20 protein-coding genes are annotated in these 21060 nt (G+C 35.0%); 14 read left to right on the top strand and 6 right to left on the bottom strand.

Annotation, left to right across the window (positions count from 1 at the left end):
• Positions 1-19 precede the first annotated feature (19 nt).
• The 13 genes from atpE to ACNQGD_RS04265 all read left to right on the top strand — a co-directional run bounded on the left by atpE (position 20) and on the right by ACNQGD_RS04265 (position 11791).
• Positions 20-211 carry an ATP synthase F0 subunit C gene (gene atpE / locus ACNQGD_RS04325; RefSeq protein WP_073353856.1) on the top strand — a complete coding sequence of 64 codons (192 nt, stop codon included), beginning with the start codon at positions 20-22 and terminating at the stop codon, positions 209-211.
• A 120-nt stretch (positions 212-331) separates the two neighbouring features.
• The gene (locus tag ACNQGD_RS04320; RefSeq protein WP_417959060.1) at positions 332-832 is read left to right on the top strand and encodes a F0F1 ATP synthase subunit B; all 501 of its coding nucleotides are present in this window, start codon (positions 332-334) and stop codon (positions 830-832) included.
• Between the two features lie 5 nt (positions 833-837).
• Entirely contained in the window at positions 838-1371 is a 534-nt protein-coding gene (atpH, locus tag ACNQGD_RS04315; protein ID WP_417989717.1) for an ATP synthase F1 subunit delta, read from the top strand.
• Between the two features lie 38 nt (positions 1372-1409).
• The gene (atpA, locus tag ACNQGD_RS04310) at positions 1410-2987 is read left to right on the top strand and encodes a F0F1 ATP synthase subunit alpha (protein ID WP_126455013.1); all 1578 of its coding nucleotides are present in this window, start codon (positions 1410-1412) and stop codon (positions 2985-2987) included.
• Between the two features lie 85 nt (positions 2988-3072).
• Positions 3073-3933 (top strand): ATP synthase F1 subunit gamma, encoded by an 861-nt coding sequence (gene atpG / locus ACNQGD_RS04305; protein WP_417998426.1) that lies wholly within the window; start codon positions 3073-3075, stop codon positions 3931-3933.
• A 90-nt stretch (positions 3934-4023) separates the two neighbouring features.
• On the top strand, positions 4024-4467 hold the full coding sequence (locus ACNQGD_RS04300) for a GNAT family N-acetyltransferase (RefSeq protein ID WP_417998425.1): 444 nt from the start codon (positions 4024-4026) through the stop codon (positions 4465-4467).
• A 10-nt stretch (positions 4468-4477) separates the two neighbouring features.
• Positions 4478-4939: a hypothetical protein gene (locus ACNQGD_RS04295; RefSeq protein WP_417998424.1), complete on the top strand. Its 462-nt coding sequence runs from the start codon at positions 4478-4480 to the stop codon at positions 4937-4939.
• Between the two features lie 124 nt (positions 4940-5063).
• Positions 5064-6530 carry a lipopolysaccharide biosynthesis protein gene (locus ACNQGD_RS04290; protein ID WP_417998423.1) on the top strand — a complete coding sequence of 489 codons (1467 nt, stop codon included), beginning with the start codon at positions 5064-5066 and terminating at the stop codon, positions 6528-6530.
• A 173-nt stretch (positions 6531-6703) separates the two neighbouring features.
• Positions 6704-7138, top strand: coding sequence for a dUTP diphosphatase (gene dut / locus ACNQGD_RS04285; protein ID WP_417974771.1), 435 nt, complete (start codon positions 6704-6706; stop codon positions 7136-7138).
• Positions 7139-7319: 181 nt separating this feature from the next.
• On the top strand, positions 7320-8330 hold the full coding sequence (locus ACNQGD_RS04280; protein ID WP_417998422.1) for a sugar phosphate nucleotidyltransferase: 1011 nt from the start codon (positions 7320-7322) through the stop codon (positions 8328-8330).
• 49 nt (positions 8331-8379) lie between these two features.
• Positions 8380-9729, top strand: coding sequence for a tetratricopeptide repeat protein (locus ACNQGD_RS04275; protein ID WP_417998421.1), 1350 nt, complete (start codon positions 8380-8382; stop codon positions 9727-9729).
• Positions 9729-10514 (top strand): lipoprotein insertase outer membrane protein LolB1, encoded by a 786-nt coding sequence (lolB1, locus tag ACNQGD_RS04270; protein WP_417998420.1) that lies wholly within the window; start codon positions 9729-9731, stop codon positions 10512-10514. Before ACNQGD_RS04275 ends, lolB1 begins: the two co-directional genes overlap by 1 nt.
• 59 nt (positions 10515-10573) lie before the next feature.
• Positions 10574-11791, top strand: a complete 1218-nt coding sequence (locus ACNQGD_RS04265; protein WP_417995757.1) for a murein hydrolase activator EnvC family protein — start codon at positions 10574-10576, stop codon at positions 11789-11791.
• A gap of 203 nt (positions 11792-11994) precedes the next feature.
• Here ACNQGD_RS04265 and ACNQGD_RS04260 read toward each other — a convergent pair whose 3' ends face one another.
• Positions 11995-12843, bottom strand: a complete 849-nt coding sequence (locus ACNQGD_RS04260; protein ID WP_417998419.1) for a polysaccharide deacetylase family protein — start codon at positions 12841-12843, stop codon at positions 11995-11997.
• A 14-nt stretch (positions 12844-12857) separates the two neighbouring features.
• Positions 12858-13883, bottom strand: a complete 1026-nt coding sequence (locus tag ACNQGD_RS04255) for a hypothetical protein (RefSeq protein ID WP_417998418.1) — start codon at positions 13881-13883, stop codon at positions 12858-12860.
• A 290-nt stretch (positions 13884-14173) separates the two neighbouring features.
• Here ACNQGD_RS04255 and ACNQGD_RS04250 point away from each other — a divergent pair, with 290 nt between their 5' ends.
• On the top strand, positions 14174-16252 hold the full coding sequence (locus tag ACNQGD_RS04250) for a TonB-dependent receptor family protein (RefSeq protein ID WP_417998417.1): 2079 nt from the start codon (positions 14174-14176) through the stop codon (positions 16250-16252).
• 327 nt (positions 16253-16579) lie between these two features.
• Here the strand turns inward: ACNQGD_RS04250 and ACNQGD_RS04245 are convergent, their stop codons facing one another.
• From ACNQGD_RS04245 to hflX, 4 genes are all read right to left on the bottom strand, one after another.
• A complete protein-coding gene (locus ACNQGD_RS04245) occupies positions 16580-17023 on the bottom strand; it encodes a c-type cytochrome (protein WP_417998416.1) in 444 nt (147 codons plus the stop codon).
• 3 nt (positions 17024-17026) lie between these two features.
• A complete protein-coding gene (locus tag ACNQGD_RS04240; protein ID WP_417998415.1) occupies positions 17027-18151 on the bottom strand; it encodes a PQQ-dependent sugar dehydrogenase in 1125 nt (374 codons plus the stop codon).
• A 695-nt stretch (positions 18152-18846) separates the two neighbouring features.
• On the bottom strand, positions 18847-19212 hold the full coding sequence (locus ACNQGD_RS04235) for a cupin domain-containing protein (protein WP_417995763.1): 366 nt from the start codon (positions 19210-19212) through the stop codon (positions 18847-18849).
• A 421-nt stretch (positions 19213-19633) separates the two neighbouring features.
• Entirely contained in the window at positions 19634-20884 is a 1251-nt protein-coding gene (gene hflX / locus ACNQGD_RS04230; protein WP_417994681.1) for a GTPase HflX, read from the bottom strand.
• Positions 20885-21060 lie beyond the last annotated feature (176 nt).

Here is a 21060-nt window from a genome sequence, read left to right as displayed (position 1 = left end):
AATTTTTAATTTATATATTATGGAAATTCCAACTATTGTAGGAGCAGGATTGATTGTTATCGGAGCAGGTTTAGGTATTGGTAGAATTGGTGGTTCAGCAATGGACGCTATTGCTCGTCAACCAGAAGCTTCTGGAAAAATCCAAACAGCTATGCTTATCGCAGCTGCACTTATTGAAGGTATTGGTTTTGCTGCGTTATTCGCATCTTAATTAAAAACTTAAAAAAAACACTAGTTAACAACGGTTGGTTGTAACTAGTGTTTTTAAAATTAAAACATTACAAATTGCGATAAAAAGCAATTCATACTTTAAAATTTATAATTAGATATAATGGATAAGTTAATAAATGATTTTTCGTTTGGTTTGTTTGTTTGGCAAATAGTAATATTTGTTGGATTGATATTCTTGTTAAAAAAATTCGCTTGGAAACCAATTCTGGATGCCGTTAATGATAGAGAAGAAGGAATCAAAAATGCCTTGTTATCTGCTGAAAATGCTAGAAAAGAAATGCAAAACCTGCAAGCAGACAATCAACGTATTTTACAAGAAGCAAGATTAGAGCGTGACAACATGCTTAAAGATGCTCGTGAAATGAAAGAGAAAATGGTTGCTGATGCTAAAAACGAAGCACAAGCTCAAGGTCTGAAAATGATTGAACAAGCCAAAGCAGCAATTGAAAGTGAAAAAAATGCAGCTATGGCAGAATTGAAATTACAAGTTTCAACATTATCATTGAGTATCGCAGAAAAAATATTGAAAGACGAATTATCTAACAAAGAAGCTCAAACTAAATTAGTTGAGAAAATGTTAGGTGACGTAAAGTTAAACTAACAATTATGGCAAGTACAAGAGCAGCAATTCGTTATGCAAAAGCAATTCTAGACTTAGCAAACTCAAAAGGTGTTGCCGAAGTTGTAAATAACGATATGAAATTGATTGCTTCAACAATTAATGGTAATTTGGAATTGAGTACTTTTATTCAAAATCCTACCATGAAAGTGGAAGTTAAAGAAAAAGCACTGTTAGAAGTTTTTGCCGATAGCAATGGTGTGACCCAAGGGTTGTTTCATTTGTTATTTGAAAACAAAAGATTCGAAATTCTAGAAGCAATTGCAATAGAGTACAGTAAATTATCGGATATTATGAATGGTATTGAAGTAGCGCAGGTTACTACAGCGATTCCTATGGATGCAGCATTAGAAGCTAAAGTTTTGGCTAAAATTGCAACCCTTTCGGATAAAAAAATCACAATCGAAAATATAGTAGATGCTTCTATCATTGGAGGATTTATTTTAAGAATAGGCGACAAGCAGTACAACGCTTCAGTAGCCAACAGATTACAAGTATTAAAAAGAGAGTTAAGTAATTAGTTTTATTGCACATTTAAGTGTCTAAATTATAAATTAAGATGGCGGAAATCAAACCTGCTGAAATTTCAGCAATATTAAGAAAGCAAGTAGAAGGTTTTGAATCTGGTGCTACACTAGAAGAAGTAGGAACAGTACTTCAAGTTGGAGATGGTATTGCTCGTGTTTACGGGCTTTCTAATGTTCAATATGGAGAGTTAGTTGAATTTGACAATGGATTAGAAGCTATTGTTTTGAATCTTGAAGAAGACAATGTAGGTGTGGTGCTTTTAGGACCATCTACAGGAATCAAAGAAGGTTCAACTGCAAAAAGAACACAACGTATTGCTTCTCTTAAAGTAGGAGAACAAATGGTAGGTCGTGTAGTAAACACCCTTGGTTTTCCAATTGATGGAAAAGGACCAATCGGTGGAGATTTATATGAGATGCCTTTGGAAAGAAAAGCTCCTGGAGTTATCTTCCGTCAACCAGTTACTGAGCCATTACAAACAGGTATTAAAGCAGTAGATGCTATGATTCCAGTAGGTCGTGGACAACGTGAGCTAGTTATTGGTGACCGTCAAACAGGTAAATCAACTGTTTGTATCGATACCATCTTAAATCAAAAAGAATTTTATGATGCTGGTAAACCAGTATTCTGTATATATGTTGCAATTGGACAAAAAGCGTCAACTGTAGCAGGAATTGCTAAAATGTTAGAAGAAAAAGGCGCAATGGCATATACCATTATTGTTGCTGCTAATGCTTCTGATCCAGCTCCAATGCAAGTGTATGCTCCTTTCGCAGGTGCTGCAATTGGAGAGTATTTTAGAGATTCAGGTCGTCCGGCTTTAATTGTTTATGATGATTTATCTAAACAAGCTGTTGCGTATCGTGAGGTTTCTCTTTTATTGAGAAGACCACCGGGACGTGAAGCATATCCTGGAGACGTTTTCTACCTTCACAGTAGATTATTAGAACGTGCTTGTAAAGTAATTGCAGATGATGGAATTGCTAAAGACATGAACGATTTACCAGATTCATTGAAATCAATTGTAAAAGGGGGTGGTTCATTGACTGCTTTACCAATTATTGAAACTCAAGCTGGTGACGTTTCTGCTTACATCCCAACAAACGTAATTTCGATTACAGATGGTCAAATTTTCTTGGATGGAGATTTGTTTAACTCTGGGGTTCGTCCAGCAATTAATGTTGGTATTTCGGTATCACGTGTTGGAGGAAATGCACAAATTAAATCCATGAAAAAAGTAGCAGGTACTTTGAAACTGGATCAAGCACAATTCCGTGAATTGGAAGCGTTTGCTAAATTTGGTTCTGATCTTGATGCCGTTACTTTGAACGTAATTGAAAAAGGAAGAAGAAACGTTGAGATCTTGAAACAAGGTTTGAACGATCCTTATACTGTTGAAGACCAAGTTGCAATTATCTATGCGGGTTCTAAAAACTTATTGAGAAATGTTCCTGTGAACAAAGTAAGAGAATTTGAGAAAGATTTCTTGGAATTCTTGAACAACAAACACAGAGCAACTCTTGATGCGTTGAAAGCAGGAAAATTGACAGACGAAATTACAGATGTAATCGAAACTGTAGCAAAAGAATTATCAGCAAAATATAACTAAAAAAGTTTTAAATTTTAAGTAGTAAGTAGTAAGGTTTTCTTTATTACTTACTACTTAACAATTACTACTTAATACTTACAAAACAATGGCAAATTTAAAGGAAATCCGTAATAGAATTACTTCCGTTTCATCTACGATGCAAATCACATCGGCAATGAAAATGGTTTCTGCAGCAAAGCTAAAGAAAGCACAAGATGCAATCACAGCAATGCGCCCTTATGCCGAAAAATTAACGGAATTATTGCAAAATCTTTCTGCAACACTTGAAGGTGATGCCGGTGGAGAGTTTACTACACAACGTGAAATCAAGAAGGTATTATTAGTAGTGATAACTTCAAACAGAGGTTTAGCAGGTGCTTTTAATACGAATGCAATTAAAGGCGCTAAAAACCGTGCTGAATTTTACGCAGGCAAACAAGTAGATATTTTTGCTATCGGTAAAAAAGGAAACGATGTTTTGAGTAAAACACTATCTGTGGTAGACAATCAAAGCGCTATTTTTGATGATTTGACTTTTGATAACGTAGCTAAGATTTCAGATCTTTTGACTCAGAAATTTCTTTCTGGTGAATACGATAAAATAGAGTTGATTTACAATCAATTTAAAAATGCCGCAACACAAATCATTCAAACGGAACAATTTTTGCCTTTAGCACCGATAAAATCTGATGTTGCAGTTTCGACTGGAGATTATATTTTTGAACCTTCAAAAGAAGAAATCGTGTTGACTTTGATTCCAAAATCATTAAAAACACAATTGTATAAAGGAATTCGTGATTCATTTGCTTCAGAGCACGGAGCGCGTATGACAGCCATGCACAAAGCAACGGATAATGCAACTGAATTGAGAAATCAATTGAAATTGACTTACAATAAAGCACGTCAAGCTTCTATTACTAATGAAATCCTAGAGATTGTTGGTGGAGCAGAAGCATTGAATGGGTAATAAAGTATTGATTCAAAATATATTTTAAGAGCCAACAGATGTTGGCTCTTTTTTTGTTTAATTTTATAGTTTAAAATAATACTAGGAAGAATGCAATTAGAAATCAGAGAACTCACCACTGTAGCGGAAATGCTTGGGAACATTGAAGTAATGCGATTTTTATATCCCACATTTACGGTAGAAAAATATGAAACGTATCTTATCGAGATGATTCCGCATAATTACAAGCAGGTTGCCGTTTTTGAAAATGAGGTTTGTGTAGCAGTTTCCGGACTTTGGTCAGGAACAAAACTTTGGTCGGGAAAATACATCGAGATTGATAATTTTATTGTTCATCCGGAGCATCGTTCTAAAGGGTTGGGCAAAATGATGACAGATTATGTTGATGTTTTAGCCAAGGAAACCGGCTGTACGATGATTGTTTTAGATGCTTTTACAGGAAATTTCACGGCACATCGTTTTTATTACAATCAAGGTTATGTGCCAAAAGGATTTCACTTTCTTAAGATTTTAAACGAAGAAGGATTAAGCTAAATTGAGAATTATGAAAGGATATAAAATAATTGGTCTCTTATTTATCACTGGAATCAGCCTGACTTTCTGTGCCATGAAACAAGAATTTCAAACGGAGTTTCCCCAAGAAATACTATCGGCTTTTTATCAGAAAATGAAAGACGGTACCGAAAACGGCGGCACTCATTTTTATATCGAATTCAAAAAACCACTTGCGGCAAACATCAAACTGAAGAAAATCTATTTTCACAATCAAGAATCTCCGGTTGAAGAAATCACTAAAAACACTTTTGTAGCACATTTTTATCAAAGCAATAAACAAGAAGATTTGATTCTGGATAGTAATCCTGCCAAAGAATATGGGAATAAAGCACCGGTTATTCAAAAATCTAAATTTGATTTGAAGCCTAATGAAGCGGTATTAGAATACAAGAAAGAGAATAAAACCTATTTTTTCAAAATAACAAATCCCATAGAAAAGCCATTAAGGTAATTTTGGTAAAAATGAATCAGTTCTTGTCGGAGGTAGTTCTGTTCCAAAACAAATATTCACTTCAGATGATTAAACCAAAGAATTCGTTATTTTTGTTTTTATAAATAGTAATAGACACATCATTTTGGGATTATATAAAAATCTTTTTAAACAGACTGCCATTTATGGATTGGCTACAGTCATACCAAGAATGTTCAGTTTTATACTGGTTCCATTATACACAGATTTGCTCCCAAAAACCGAATATGGTAAGGTTTCTATTATTTTTGCCTGGATGATCTTTTTTAATGTCATCCTTGCGTACGGATTTGAAACTGCTTTTTTTAGGTTTTACAACAAAGAAACCAATAAGAATTCAGTGGTGGAAACGACATCGGTTTCACTTTTTTGGACGTCACTTTCGTTTTTATTTCTAGCCTTATTATTCCGAAATAAATTGGCAATTTGGTCTGGAATTGATGCGCAGTATATTATGTACACCATCTGGATTTTAGTACTTGATGCCTTGGTGATTGTTCCTTTTTCTAAACTAAGGGTCAATCAGCAACCCATAAAATATGCCAGTATCAAAATTGGAAATGTTGCAATCAATTTGGTTTTAAACCTTTTCTTTTTGAGTTATTTACCAGCCATTGCACAATCAAATCCCGATAGTTTTTTAAGTTCTTTTTACCTCGAAGATTTTCAAATAGGCTATATTTTTGTTTCTAATATCGTTGCAAGCTTAGTTACATTCCTAGTACTTTCCCCTAATTACCTTTTGCTGAAATGGCATTTTGATTACAAGCTTTGGAAACGAATGATGCAGTATGGCTTGCCTATTATGGTTGCCGGAATCGCATTTGCGATCAACGAACAGTTTGACAAAATTTTATTGGGCTATTTATTGCCGCCTGATATCGCTGCTGCTGAAGTAGGAGTGTATTCTGCCTGTTACAAACTGGGTTTGTTCATGGTTTTGTACCGCACGGCATACACACTAGGAATTGAACCGTTCTTTTTCAGCCACGCTGACAATCAGGATGCGCCTCAAACCTACGCCACGATAACCAAGTATTTTGTCATTTTTGGCTCTTTTATTTTACTGTCCGTCATCGTTTTTGCCGATGTACTAAAAGTCATCATGATTCAGGATGAGTCTTATTGGGAAGCCATGAAAGTGGTACCATTGATTATTTTGGCTAACTTTTTTCTGGGTATTTACACCAATCTTTCCGTGTGGTACAAACTGATAGACAAAACCCATATTGGAGCTTATATTTCCATTATTGGCGCCATAATTACACTCGTGTTAAATTACCTGCTAATCCCAACAATGAGCTATTACGGTTCAGCAATTGCAACGATTGCAGCTTATGGAAGCATGATGTTTATCTCCTATTATTTTGGAAATAAATATTATCCCATTCCCTACGACACCAATAAAATCGGTATGTATCTATTGATTTCAATAGGATTTTCGGCAGTTTCATTTTATGGCTTCAGAGAGAATTATTATGTCGGAATTACATTATTACTCGTGTTCATGTATTTTATATACTACAATGAAAAAGAATTATTAACCAAAATTTTGAGTCGAAAAAAGAATTAGAATTTAATTTTTTAGGAGCTATTTCCTGCTATTCGTTATAATCTTTTCCTTTTCAAAGAAAAAAGGAAAAGGATTTCCACTGCTATCAGGGCTAAAAAATCGAAAACAATACGAAAGATCATATACAGACAAGTCGCGACTTATTCCTTCAGTCTTTTTAAATAAAAAAAACAATGACAATAAACATAATCAACAAATCACAACACGCCTTGCCAAACTATGAAACCATAGCGTCAGCAGGAATGGACTTAAGAGCCAACTTAACAGCTTCGATAAATCTAAAACCACTGGAAAGAACCATCGTAAAAACAGGTCTTTTCATAGAATTACCAATAGGTTACGAAGCACAAGTGCGTCCACGAAGCGGTTTGGCTGCCAAAAAAGGAATTACGGTCCTGAATTCTCCGGGAACAGTAGATGCAGATTATCGGGGTGAAATTGGTGTGATTTTAGTAAATTTATCCAATGAAGATTTTGTCATCGAAAACGGTGAACGCATCGCACAACTTATCATAGCAAAACACGAACGTGCGGAGTGGATTGAAGTACAAGAACTAACAGAAACCTCCAGAGGCGAAGGTGGTTTTGGAAGTACAGGAGTGAAGTAGTAATCAGTGCTCAGTATTTTAGTTTTCAGTCACAGTTTCCAGTTGTGAAACGAGAGGGTATTTTGAAGAAATTTCAAATAAAAATCCGTAGAAATCAGTTTAATCTGTGGCCAAATAATATAAAAAACCCTTCGTGAATTTTGTGAAAACCTCGTAAAATTTGCGGTTAATAAAATAAAATATGAAAATAATTGTCCCAATGGCCGGTCGTGGTTCACGTCTTCGCCCACATACATTAACTATTCCTAAACCACTAATTCCTGTAGCCGGGAAACCAATCGTTCACCGTCTGGTGGAAGATATTGCTGGCGTATTGAATCAAGATATCGAAGAAGTTGCTTTTATTATCCACGAAAGTTTTGGTAAAAAAGTAGAAGAAGAACTCCTTGCTATCGCACAAAAATTAGGTGCCAAAGGCACTATTTATTACCAAAACGAAGCTTTAGGAACTGGCCACGCCATTATGTGTGCCAAAGATTCTTTGAGCGGACCAGCTGTGATTGCTTACGCCGATACTTTAATTCGTGCTGATTTCGATTTAGATCAAAATGCGGATAGTGTTATTTGGGTAAAACAAGTAGCTCACCCAGAAGCTTTTGGTGTAATCAACTTAAACGAAGCGAATGAAATAGTGGAGCTGGTGGAGAAACCTACGGAATTTGTTTCGGATCTCGCCGTTATTGGAATTTACTATTTTAAAGATGTTGCTGTTTTAAAAAACGAACTTCAATTAGTGTTAGATAATAATATTATTCACGGTGGAGAATATCAAATTAACGACGGAATCAAGCAAATGATGGCAAAAGGCATGAAATTTGTACCAGGAAAAGTTGACGAGTGGATGGATTGCGGAAATAAAGACGTTACGGTAGATACAAATTCCAGAATGTTAGGTTTCTTGCACAATGATGGAACACATTTGGTAGATTTTAATGTCAAGTTAGAAAACGCCACAATTATTCCGCCATGTTACATTGGGGAAGATGTAGTGTTGATAAACGCAACCGTTGGCCCTAATGTTTCTTTAGGAAAAGGATGTCATGTAGTAAACAGCAGTATTAAAAATAGTTTGGTACAAACGCACTCTCATATAAAAAACGCACATTTAGATAATGCAATGATTGGGAATCATACTAGTTTTGATGGTAACTTTACAAGCATCAGTATTGGAGACTATTCGGTTTTAGAATAAAAACGGTTCAATTCTTGTATATATTTAAAGATTCAGGATTAAAAACAGCATGAAAAAAAGCGCCTTAATACTTTTATTTCTGGTTTTGCAATGCAATCCAGCTTTGTTATTGGCACAAACAGAGCCTGAAGAAATTAAGCTCGATTCAGATCAGTTTCAGGAATTTTTTTATGAATCATTGCTTCAAAAAGGAATCGAAAATTATGATAAAGCGGTAGTGGCTTTGGATAAATGCATCAAGATTAAACCGAATGATCCCGCTGTATATTATGAATTAGGGAAAAATTATTTAGCATTAAAGGAATATAAAAACGCCTATTCTTCATTTGAAAAAGCCACACAAATTGATCCAAAAAACAAATGGTTCTGGGTGGGAATGTATGATGTGAGTTATGAAACTAGCGATTACAACCAGGCAATAATGGTGATTAATAAATTGATAGTATTTGACGAGAAGTATAAAGAAGATTTGACATCACTTTATATGGGAACCAAACAGTTTGACAAAGCCTTGGATTTAATTAACGAGTTAAACGAAACATTTGGAAAAACGGACAGACGGGATTTATACAAAAGCCAGATTTTATCTGAAGGAAAATTTCAGAATATGGAAGCTTCAAATTTGTTAGAGCAAATTGAAAAGAATCCAAAAGAAGAGTCTAATTATATCAGCTTGATTGTTTTGTATTCGAAAAATAATGAAGAAGCAAAAGCGTTTGAAATTGTTAAAAAACTCGAAAAAGCTTTGCCCAATTCTGAATGGGCTCAAGTAACGCTATTCAAAAATTATCTGGATACTAATGACGCACCAAAGGCAATAAATGCCATGAATGTGGTTTTGGCCAGTGCCAAAATTGATGCTAAAATAAAACACAGAATACTGAATGAGTTTTTGATTTTTGCAGATAAAAATCCGCAGTACACAGCTGATTTAGAAAAAGCGATTTCGTATTTTGATACTGACGCAGCAGTTAATGTCGCTAAGGAAATAGGAAAGTTTTACCATGCAAAAAAGCAATGGGAAAAAGCGACAAAGTTTTATGAACAAGCATTGAAAAATGGCTCAGGAGATGATATCGAAACTAATTTGCTTTTGCTTCAAACGTATACAGAAACTAAGCAATTTGAATTAGTTGTCAAAAAAGCGTCGGCAATGATGGAAACTTTTCCAACACAACCGCAGTTTTATTATTACTCAGGAATGGCGAATAATCAATTGCAACAATTTAAAAAAGCCAAGAACATGTTAGAAATGGGATTGGATTATGTATTGGAAGACAGAGCATTAGAAATAAATTTCAACATTCAGTTGGGAGAAGCGTACAACGGGTTAGGGGATTTCAAGAAAAAAGAAATGTATTTTTCCAAAGTCAATCAATTACTAAAAGAAAAAAAATAATGAAAAAAATAGCAATAGTAGTAGTCTTAACTCTTTTTATGGTGTCGTGTAAATCGAAAGCCATTGCGGTTGCGACCAGTAATGCCCCAACAACGGAAGCGGGTTATATGACTTCCAAAAAAATCATAGAAAATCACTACAACAATAAAAATCAATTTTCTACATTATATATTAAGTCAAACGCCCGTTATGCTGACAACAAACAAACTCAGAATGTTACGGCCGAAATTAGGATTAAGAAGGACGAACAAATTTTGGTAAGCATCCGTTTTCTTGGAATCACAATGGCGAAAGCATTGATTACGCCAAAATCAGTTAATTATTATGAAAAGATAAACGGTAGTTATTTTGAAGGTGATTTCAGCAGTTTAAGTCAATGGCTGGGAACTGATTTGAATTATAGTAAAATTCAAAATATGTTGTTGGGAGAAGCAATTGATGATTTAACAAAAGGAAAATATCTCGAATCATTATTGGAACAAACGTACCGATTAGATGATACTTCGAATTCAAATACTAAAAAATCATTCTTTTTGGATGCCGATAAGTTTTTGGTTCAAAAACAAGAAATTACTCAAACTGCCGAAGAACGAATGATAAAAGTGGCTTATGCTGACAATAAAGCATACAATGAGGCAACGTTGCCTACAAGTGTTTTGATTAATACTTTCCAGAAGAAAGGCAATACTGAAATTAATCTGGATTACAACACAGTAACGTTCAATGAAGAACTTTCTTTTCCATATAGTGTTCCAAATGGGTACAAAAGAATTATAATTAAGTAAATTAGCAAAAATATTTTTTTAATATGCCAAAATTTCTCCTCAGCCTAATTTTTATCGCGATGACCTCATTAGTATGGAGTCAGGGATCCCAACAAGAAAAATTAGAAGAACGTAAAGCTCAAATTCAAAAAGAAATTAGAGAAAATGAAAGGTTGTTACAAACCGTTAAGAAAAAAGAAAAATCTGCGGTCAATGTAGTGATTGTTCAAAGCACTAAAATAAAACTTAAAGAAAAATTAATAAACACAACCGAAAAGCAGACTAAATTGCTTGGAAATGATATGTATATCAATCAAGTGCAAATTAATAAGCTAAAAAAGGAATTGGCTATACTTAAGGAAGATTATGCTGAAATGATTGTGAAATCATATAAAAGCCGTTCATCAGAAAGTAGAGCGATGTTCTTATTGTCGTCAGAAAATTTTTTACAGGCATACAAAAGAGCCCAGTACATGAAGCAATATACGAGCTATAGAAAAACACAGGGAGAAGAAATAAAAACGAAGTCTACCAAATTATTGGATTATAATGAAAAATTAAATATTCAAAAAAAGGCGAAACAAAAACTCATTGCTGAAAATGAAAAAGAACGATTGTCTTTGGAAAAAGAGAAAAAAGAGCAATTGAAGTTGGTGAGCGTTATCAAAAAAGATAAGAATAAGATTTCCCAAGAAATTAGAAAAAGACAACAGGAATACAGAGTAATTGACAGACAAATTAATAAATTAATACGAGAAGCGATTGCTGCTGCCAATAGAAAAGCGGCCTTAGAAAAAGCAAAAGCTAATCCAAGTGCTCCAGTTTCAAAAGCTGCTGTTTCTTCATCAAAAATAGAATTAACACCAGAATCTAAAATAATCGCGGATAATTTTAGAGCCAATAGAGGCAGATTACCTTATCCTGTAGAGAAAGGGTTTATATCTTTAGGTTATGGTAATCAGACGCACCCATTATTCAATACCATAACGGTGCACAATAGTGGTGTAGAAATCACAACAGATCGTGGCGCAAGCGCAAGAGCTGTTTTTGGCGGAGAGGTAACCAGTGTTATTGTTTTATCCCCTGTAAACAAAGCGGTAATGATACAACACGGAGATTTCTTTACAGTATATCAAAATTTGAGTTCTGTCAATGTTAGCAAAGGGGATAAAGTGAGTATTAAGCAAAGCCTTGGAAAAGTAAGGACCAATGGCGAGACTGGAAAAACGATAATCAAATTTTTAATCCTTCAAAACACAACTTACAATAATCCTGAAGGATGGTTGTCACCAAGATAAAAACGATTTTTCCATAAAAAAAAGCACTATTAATTCATTCGAATATAATAGTGCTTTTTTTTATGGAAGGTAATTGTAGTTATAAAGACTTAGAAATAACGGATAAAGGCTGTTTAGTAAGTTTTGACCAATGGCTATAACCAACCAACTTAGTTTAAGAAAACCAATGCTTTTAATTTTAAAATAAGATTGGTTTACCAATATTATTCTGTTTTATCAAATGAAGAACTTATAGATTTCATCATTCCTTCAGTAGACCAAGTTCCGGAAACGATGATGCGTCTGATGGTGTACAATGGATCAGTAGCATCTCTTTTGGTAGACAATATATAAGCCATTTTATAATCGCTCTTTTTTATTTCAGGAATTGCCGCGGTATTCCATAAACCAAACGGATAGGCAAAATCCGTTACTGGTTTTCCTATTATATCTTCCAGTTTTGCTTTTGGCTTTACCAATTGTGTATTCCAGTCATCTCCGGTGTATTTTGTGACCATGTGATGGTCCCAAGTATGAGCGCCTACAACATGCCCGTCGTCAGACAAGCTTTTGATTTGCTCTTTGCTCATATATCCGGGACGGTTAATAGAAACGGTCATGATAAAAAACACGCCTTTGAAACCGTATTTTTTCATTTCGGTTGCACCAATGTTAAATTGTTCTCCTCTGGTATCATCAAAGGTTATCATAATAGGTTTTGCAGGTAATGGACCATCATAGACTAAATAATCATACAATTGTTCTGGCAAAATAGTTTCGTAACCGGCATCAGCTAAGGCTTTCATTTGTTCTGCAAAAGCGGGGGGTTTTACGGTGTACACTTTTATGTTTCCACTTGCGTTGCTGCTAAAGTCTTTAATGTTATGATAACATAAAATGGGAACTTCTTTTTTCGAAATAATAGTAGCAGCATTTGCCATGACTTTTTGGACCACGACTTTTTTTAACGGCGTTGTAATAAGTGGCGTTTCGGGAACTATTTTACGAGGGTCTGATTGACAGCCAACCAGTACGATAAATCCACCAAAAATAAGGCATAGAATATTTTTCATAAATCAAATAGTAATTATTGGTACTGAATGTAAATAGGTTTTGGCGTGAATTTCACCAACTCCTCCGGGCTGTACATTTTCCAATCGTTTTTATTATCATTTTTGTAAAATAATTTGAAACCTGTAAACTGTACTGGCTCTTTATAAATATAACTTCTGTACGAATCTTTTTTTAATACTTTACTTCCAAAACCATCCATATCCATTACAATTTGAACCTCTGGAACGGTTTTAATTTCTTTGTAATTTTTTACCATTCCTTGCGTAAAACGATGTACCACCAATACTTTTGGAGTAAGTTTGTTTTTGCGCACGATGTTTGCTAAAATCGCAACGGCATCATTAATATCAGCGGCAGTAAAATGCCCAATTTTGGAACCCGGACGTTCTCCGTTTTTCATCGAAAATTCCGGATCAATCCCTAAATGAACATTCGGCATGGAAAGGTATTTTTCTAGTTCAGCTACTTCAGATTTAACGGTACTGTGACCTACTTGAATATCCAAAAATACTAGTGCATTGATTGGTTTTGCCCAGCTGATAACAGTGTCAATTTGTTTAAAAGGCATTCGCAGGCGGTGCATGTTATTTTTCCCTGGTTCGCCCTGAGCAGTAACAGCGATGTAATGCAAAGCGGGAATTGCTTTAACAGAAGCATCTGCAGCTTGCCATTTGGCTACTTCGCCCTGTAGTTTTGCCAACATTTCTTTTCGTGGAAGTTCGCCCAAGATCCCCATTCTAGTAGAATATAAATTTCCGTAATACGCAATAATTCTATTGTAGGGTAATAATGCGCCAGGCAAAGGATAAGGTCCTTTTACGGGCCATCTGCCGGTAGTGTCATTATTGCTTAATGCTACCATTCTTTTGTTATAGTCAACAGTATCAATTGTAAGATTTGTCGTTTTTTCTGTGGTATCTCTTTTTACGGTATCTGATTTTTCAGTACCGGTTTCAGCATCTGCTGCTTTTCCTTTTTCACAGGAAATATTTAAAAGCAGTAATGGAAGTGTAATAAATGCAATAGCTGATTTTTTCATAAATTAATTTTAATTTCAATGTAAAGATAAAGTATTTTAGAAACCACTTATCAATTTTAATAGTGTTTCAAGGAGCTATTTTTTATATAATTTTCGGATTTTAATTTTTTTTAATAACCGGAATCGAACTTCAAGTTTAATATTTAAACGGAATGCGCATCAGTTAATTGTTTAGCTCTTAATTTTAATAAAAAGAATTTTACTTTCATTACAATTTAGGAATAGTTATAGGGAAATACAAAGAAAAGCCTAACTTTATAAAAGTTTTCACTCATCTAAATACCAAACAATTGTTCAAAAATCCCCTTTCTTTTCTTCTTTTTTTATGTAGTGCTTCTGCGGTTTTTAGCCAAGTAAAAAAAGATACGATTGCTCTTTCAGAAATCACACTGAAGGGTTCGCCAATCAAAAACAGACTTCAAAACACTGCTTCTTCCGTTTCTGTGATTACTACAGCTGACATTAATAAAAGCGACGGAATTATACTGACTCCGGTTTTAAACAAAATCCCTGGAGTTACGATGCAACAAGGCGCTTTGAATACCAATAGGATTACGATTCGTGGCATTGGCGCCCGTTCCCAATATGGAACTAATAAAATAAAAGCCTATTTTGATGGGATTCCATTGAGTTCCGGTGAAGGCGAAACCACTATTGAAGATATTGATTTGGCTTCAATTGAAAAAATAGAAATTATAAAAGGACCAAATTCCACCAGTTTTGGTTCCGGTTTGGGCGGCGTGATTCAGCTATTTTCAAGAGAAACACCTTTGTTGGAATCGTTTGGGAAATCAACGATCACTTTTGGAAGTTTTGGGTTGTTGCAACAGCGTCTTTCGGCAGGATACAGCGATTCTAAAACGAATGTATACACCAGTTATACGGATTTAGAAAGTAACGGGTTTAGAGCCAACAGTTCGTATGACAGAAAATCATTTAACCTGCACGGCAAACAAAAAATCACTTCCAACGGCAGTTTGTCATTTTTGGGAACGTTCACCCGATTGAAAGCTTTTATTCCGAGTTCAATCAATGAGATGGATTTAAAAAATAATCCGGAGAAAGCAGCCACTACATGGGCAGCGGCACAAGGTTTTGAATCGTATGATAAATTCATGCTCGGGTTGGGATATGACCATCAATTTTCTGAGAAATGGTCGTTACAAACCAGTATTTTTTCTAATTTTAAAGATGCTTACGAACCCAGACCGTTTGATATTTTGGATGAAAAAACAAGTACGGCAGGTTTTCGTTCCAATGTGAATTATAAAGATCAATTGTTTTCTTTACCAATTGAATTGAGTTTGGGGACCGAATTATTAACCGAAAAGTACGAGTATTCTCTTTTTAAAAATTTGTACCAATCGCAACCGGGTCAAGGCAGTATAAAAGGCGAGGAGTTTAGCGCCATTAAACAAAATCGGAATTACAGCAACTATTTTTTACAAATGGAACTTTGGATTTCAGAAAAACTCCATCTTGAGACCGGTGTGGCATTAAACACAACAAAATATTCGTTAGAAGATGTTTTCGAAAATAATTCTGGTGGTCAAAAGATGCCTTTTACTTTTGGAAATGTTTGGTCACCCAGAGTTGGTCTATCGTATAAAGTAAGCAAAGGAAAAAACATATTTACATCCGTCAGCAAAGGATTTTCGGTTCCATCAGTCGCTGAAACATTGACTCCCGAAGGTCAAATAAACACTGATTTGAAACCAGAAGTGGGCTGGAATTATGAATTGGGTTTCAAAGGAAATTGGCTTAAAAATAAAGTATACACCGAAGTAACGTTTTATACCACACAAATTAAAAATTTATTGGTGGCACGTCGCACCGCCAATGATCAATTTGTAGGAATTAATGCAGGCAGCAGTTCGCATACTGGATTGGAATTTTTACTTAATTATAAACTTTTAGAACTGACCCAACTTCAAATTACCCCTTATTTTTCAGGAGCGGTGAATAATTTTAAATTCAAAGAGTTTTTAGATGGTGATGCTGATTATTCGGGAAACCAACTTACGGGCGTTCCCGAAAAACAATTCAATTTTGGAGTGGATTTAAACATAAAAAATGGATTTAGTGTCAACACATCTTTCCGGACGATGGGTAAAATTCCATTAAACGATTCCAATACAAAATACAGTGAGCGGTATTCGTTGCTTGATATTAAAACGGCGTATGTTTTTACCATTCTTAAAATCCTAACAACAGAGCTGAATGCCGGAATTAATAATGTATTGGACAGCAAATACGCAGCCAACATTTTACCGAATGCGGTAGGATTTGGTACTGCCGCTCCGCGTTATTTTTATCCGGGAAATCCCGTCAATTTTTATGGTGGTTTTTCGGTAGCGTATATATTTTAGATAGAAATCCTAAGTCTGATTTTTATTTTTTATGACTAACAGTTACCACTAACAACAATAATTTTTGCCTCAGATTTAAAGGATTTTAAAGGGTTTTTTCAATAAATCGTATTCACTTTTTCTTTAATCTGTGGCAATCTTTTAAATCTGTGGCGAAAAACAAGACTTGTCCGCAAAGTGGACTAAATTTATAGCACACAAATGTTTTGAAAAAGTTAGCCACGAATTATACAAATAACCACGAATTTTTTTAAAATTAAAATTCGTGGTTATTTGTATAATTCGTGGCTGAAATAATTAATTTGGTATTAATTACGGACAGTCATATTATTTTTTAATGGCAGCAACTTCTTTCTCGGTAACTATTTTGGTTTGTTTATTACTCCAGGAAGTCATGATGTAATTCATCACATCAGCTACTTCCTGATCTGTCAGTCCCATGGCTGGCATGCTGCTATTGTACTTGATTTTATTGACAACAATTTCGCCACTTTTTCCAAATTTTACGGCCGAAATACTTTGATTTCTTTTGGTTTTTAACCAGTCAGAACCGTCAAGAGGAGGGAAGTTGGTAGCGTCTCCTTTTCCATTTGCACCATGACATTGCATGCAAAAATCCGCATAAATTTCTTTTCCGGGTGACTGAAGTTTTGAAGCAACTGGAGTTTCAGTATTCAAGTCAATGTAGTTGTCTGGGGTAAATGGGTTTTCGAAAGAGAAGCTTCCTAATACAAATATCCCAAATCCTAAAAATATTTTCGTTGTCAACATAATTTAATTTTGTATAATTTTAATAATTCCTTTTCCTTCAACACCCATGTAAATATAACCGTCCGGACCTTGCGCAACATTACGCACGCGACCTATTCCCGTTGCAATTTTTTGTCTGCCAATTACTTCATTGCCTTTCAGGTTGAGCAATTCAAGATATTGAAATTTTAAAGAACCAACCAGCAAGTGTCCTTTCCAGTCTGGATATTTGTCACTGGTAACAAAAGTCATTCCGCTTGGAGCGATAGAAGGTAGCCAATAATAAATAGGTTTTTCAATACCTGCTTTTTCATTGTTTTTACTGATGGTTGTTCCGTCATAATCGATGCCATAAGTAACTACCGGCCATCCGTAATTAGCAGATTTCTTGATAATATTGATTTCATCTCCACCTTGGGGGCCGTGTTCATGTGCCCAAATTGCTCCTGTTACTGGATTTTTTGCCATTCCTTGTGGATTTCGATTCCCGTAGGTGTAAATTGCTTCTTTGGCTCCGGCCTGACCTACAAATGGATTGTCTTTAGGGATGCTTCCATCATCATTTAATCGGTATATTTTTCCACCATCGCGTGTAATGTCTTGCGGATTTACAAAATGCTCCCCACGTTCTCCCACGGAGAAATACAAAAAACCATCGTTGTCAAATACAATTCGGGAACCAAAATGCTGTCCTTTTGTAGTATTTGGAGTGGCTTTGTAAAGCGATTCGATTTGTGTCAGACTTCCGTCCAATAATTTTGCTCGAATGAGTTTAGTGTGACCACCAGTGCCTTCACCCTCATCGGAAGCAAAGGTCATATAAATCCAACCATTTTTAGCATAATCAGGATGCAGCACAATATCTAACAATCCACCTTGTCCACGAGAATATACTTTTGGAACATTTTTAATCTCAGTTTTTGTACCGTTTTTTATATGATAGAGGATGCCGATTTTTTCGGTAACTAACATGGTTCCGTCTGGCAACCAAGTCATTCCCCACGGAATAGCAATATCTGAAGCTACAGTTTCGAAGGTATAGTTTTTAACTTCATCTTTTATAGAAATATCATTTGGTTTTACTTGTGCTTCGCAACTGAAAGTAAGGAAGGAAAGAATCGATAAAGCGACTGTTGCTGTTTTTTTCATGAGTTTAATTTTTGATCTTTAAAAAAGAAATCTTTTTAAAGATAGTAAAAGAGGATTTAAAAAGACAAATAAGCCTCTAATTTTGCTTAGAATTAACAAAACGAAGTAATTGGTGTTTTATTTGTGGAGTCAGAATTGAAATCAAAATTTAGAATAGAACCTAAAAAACCATCTAAATAATCTAGGTGATTTGAATATGACTATTATTTATACTTTTTATACTTTGCTGATTTTTGAGGTGCAAAACTAAATTTCCGCAACAGCCATTCTCGTTTGCTTTTATTAGGTTCTTGGATCGCTCTGTACGTTTTTTTGAGATTAATTTTTTTAAAATCCGGAATAACATTTTATAGCTCCCCGTCAAATGCTGTTAGAATTAAATGTGTATAGTCCTATATACTTCAGCCTGCAACTGGTATAGTAACAAAAGTAGGCACCGCATTATCGATGACTTTGTGTTTTACAGGCATTTTTTTTAAATATATTGATTTTAGGAAACTCTAAAACAATTGTATACCAGTTTAAAGGTACTCCTGATTTAGCGATCCGCATTGCAAACGCTATAATCTATCTCTTAAATTTACCAGAGAATGTGGAGAAACGAGTGCACAGGTACATAATTGTGCTAAATCGCTTTGTGTTTGTTGTTTACTCCAAAATCGGTTTCTTTTTTATTCCGTTTCTGTTATACAATTTTATATTGTTTCCAAGTTCTCTCTTGTTAATTCTCCTTTAGTATTTCCGGTATTTAATGTTGTATTTGGTTCAAATAACATTACAGAAACTTCATTTTCAGCAACAGGTTTATGTTCTACTCCTTTTGGAACTATGATAAATTCATTTGGTTTGATTACTACAATTTTGTCCCTAAACTCCATTTTTAAAACGCCACTTATTACTAAAAACATTTCATCTTCGTTTTCGTGTTTGTGCCAAACAAATTCACCTTCAAATTTTGCAAGTTTAATATGTTGTCCATTTAATTCTCCAACAATTCTTGGATTCCAATGATCATTGAAAACTGATAATTTTTCTGCTATATTTACTTTTTCTATTGCCATTTTTCTATGATTTAAATTTCAATTTTTCTTTTTTTATGAGGTTCGTGCCATTGCTGCACAACTTATTTATAGTGATGACTGAGTAATCTTAATACATCCATTTTTGGGTAGCTAAGTACGATAAAAATCAGAACATATTTGTGTCAAATATATTCTGATTTTTTCTTATAAATAGTCTAGAAGCCCGGAATAGCAATTATATCCACGAGAGCCCGCATGAAGGATGGCAGCAGAAATCCTTTTATTAGCGCAGCGAAATAAAAGATTGAAGCGAACAGCCTGACGCAGCTGTAACATCGTGGAAGCTGGGACATGCCCAAAAAAAATCCCTCTTGAGAATGTCAAAAGGGATTGTGTTGCTGAACAAGCGCTGTTCTCGACTGCGCTCGAACTGACAGCTGTGTACTCTATAAATTGAAAATTATTCGTTTTCTTCCTCGTCTTTGTCATCTTTCTCCACTGCATCTTTATAATCGGGATATAAAAATTTATTGTATGGAAAACGGGTGATGTGAATGTGTCGTACCGCTTCGTAAACGCGTTCTCTGAATTCCTCAAAATTTTCTTTGTTGGTAGCCGAAATAAACAAGGCGTTTTCCTCGCCAACTCGGCTCATCCAAGTCGATTTCCATTCTTCCAGCGTGTAATGTCTTGGCGTTTTTTCGGTCATTAAATCATCTTCGTCAATAGTCAAATGCTTGTAAGCATCGATTTTGTTGAAAACCATAATAATGGGTTTATCATTAGCCTTGATGTCCAATAACGTTTGGTTTACGGATGCAATATGATCTTCAAATTCAGGATGCGAAATATCAACTACGTGCAATAACAAATCAGCTTCACGAACTTCATCCAGCGTGCTCTTGAAAGAATCTACCAATTGTGTCGGCAATTTTCGAATAAATCCTACAGTATCCGAAAGTAAGAAAGGCAAGTTTTTGATGACTACTTTTCGAACGGTCGTATCCAAAGTGGCAAAAAGTTTGTTCTCTACAAAAACGTCACTTTTCCCAACGGCATTCATCAAAGTTGATTTCCCAACATTAGTATATCCTACCAAAGCCACACGAACCATTGCGCCACGATTCCCGCGTTGCACCCCCATTTGCTTATCGATGGTTTTTATTTTTTCTTTCAATAAGGCGATTCGGTCCCGAACAATACGTCTGTCAGTTTCGATCTCCGTTTCTCCAGGTCCACGCATCCCAATTCCCCCTTTTTGACGCTCCAAGTGCGTCCACATTCCGGAAAGTCTTGGTAATAAATATTGGCATTGTGCTAATTCTACTTGCGTTCTGGCGTACGAAGTTTCGGCACGTTGCGCAAAAATATCCAAGATAAGGTGCGTTCTGTCCAGAATTTTACATTCCGTAATAATTTTAGATATATTTTTTTGCTGTGAAGGCGATAATTCATCATCAAATACTAAAGTCGAAATATCATTTTCTTTTACAAAAAGATGAATCTCTTCAATTTTTCCAGTTCCAACAAAAGTCTTGGGATTAGGACGTTCCATTTTTTGCGAAAAACGTTTCACAACTTCACCACCTGCGGTAAAAGTCAAAAACTCTAATTCGTCAAGATACTCCTTTAGTTTTTCTTCACTTTGGTTTTGAGTTACAATACCAACTATAGCCGTTTTTTCGAAATTTATTACTTCTTTTTCTAACATGTCTTTGAATAAGCTACAAATTTAATGATTTGTCAGGGACTTATCTAGTTATGGGTTTATAAAAAATTAGAAGCCGTGAATATTGATAGTTTTTTGGTCGAGCCAAAAATTAGACTAAAGAAAGATTTCGCCACTAATAAAAAGAGATTAAGTCACAGATTGGAAGGATAAAAGAT

The sequence above is a fragment of the Flavobacterium glucosi genome, assembly GCF_048286535.1.
Classification (GTDB): Bacteria; Bacteroidota; Bacteroidia; order Flavobacteriales; family Flavobacteriaceae; genus Flavobacterium.
Note: the sequence above shows the minus strand (reverse complement) of the source record. Positions and strands in the feature narration are given on the sequence as shown.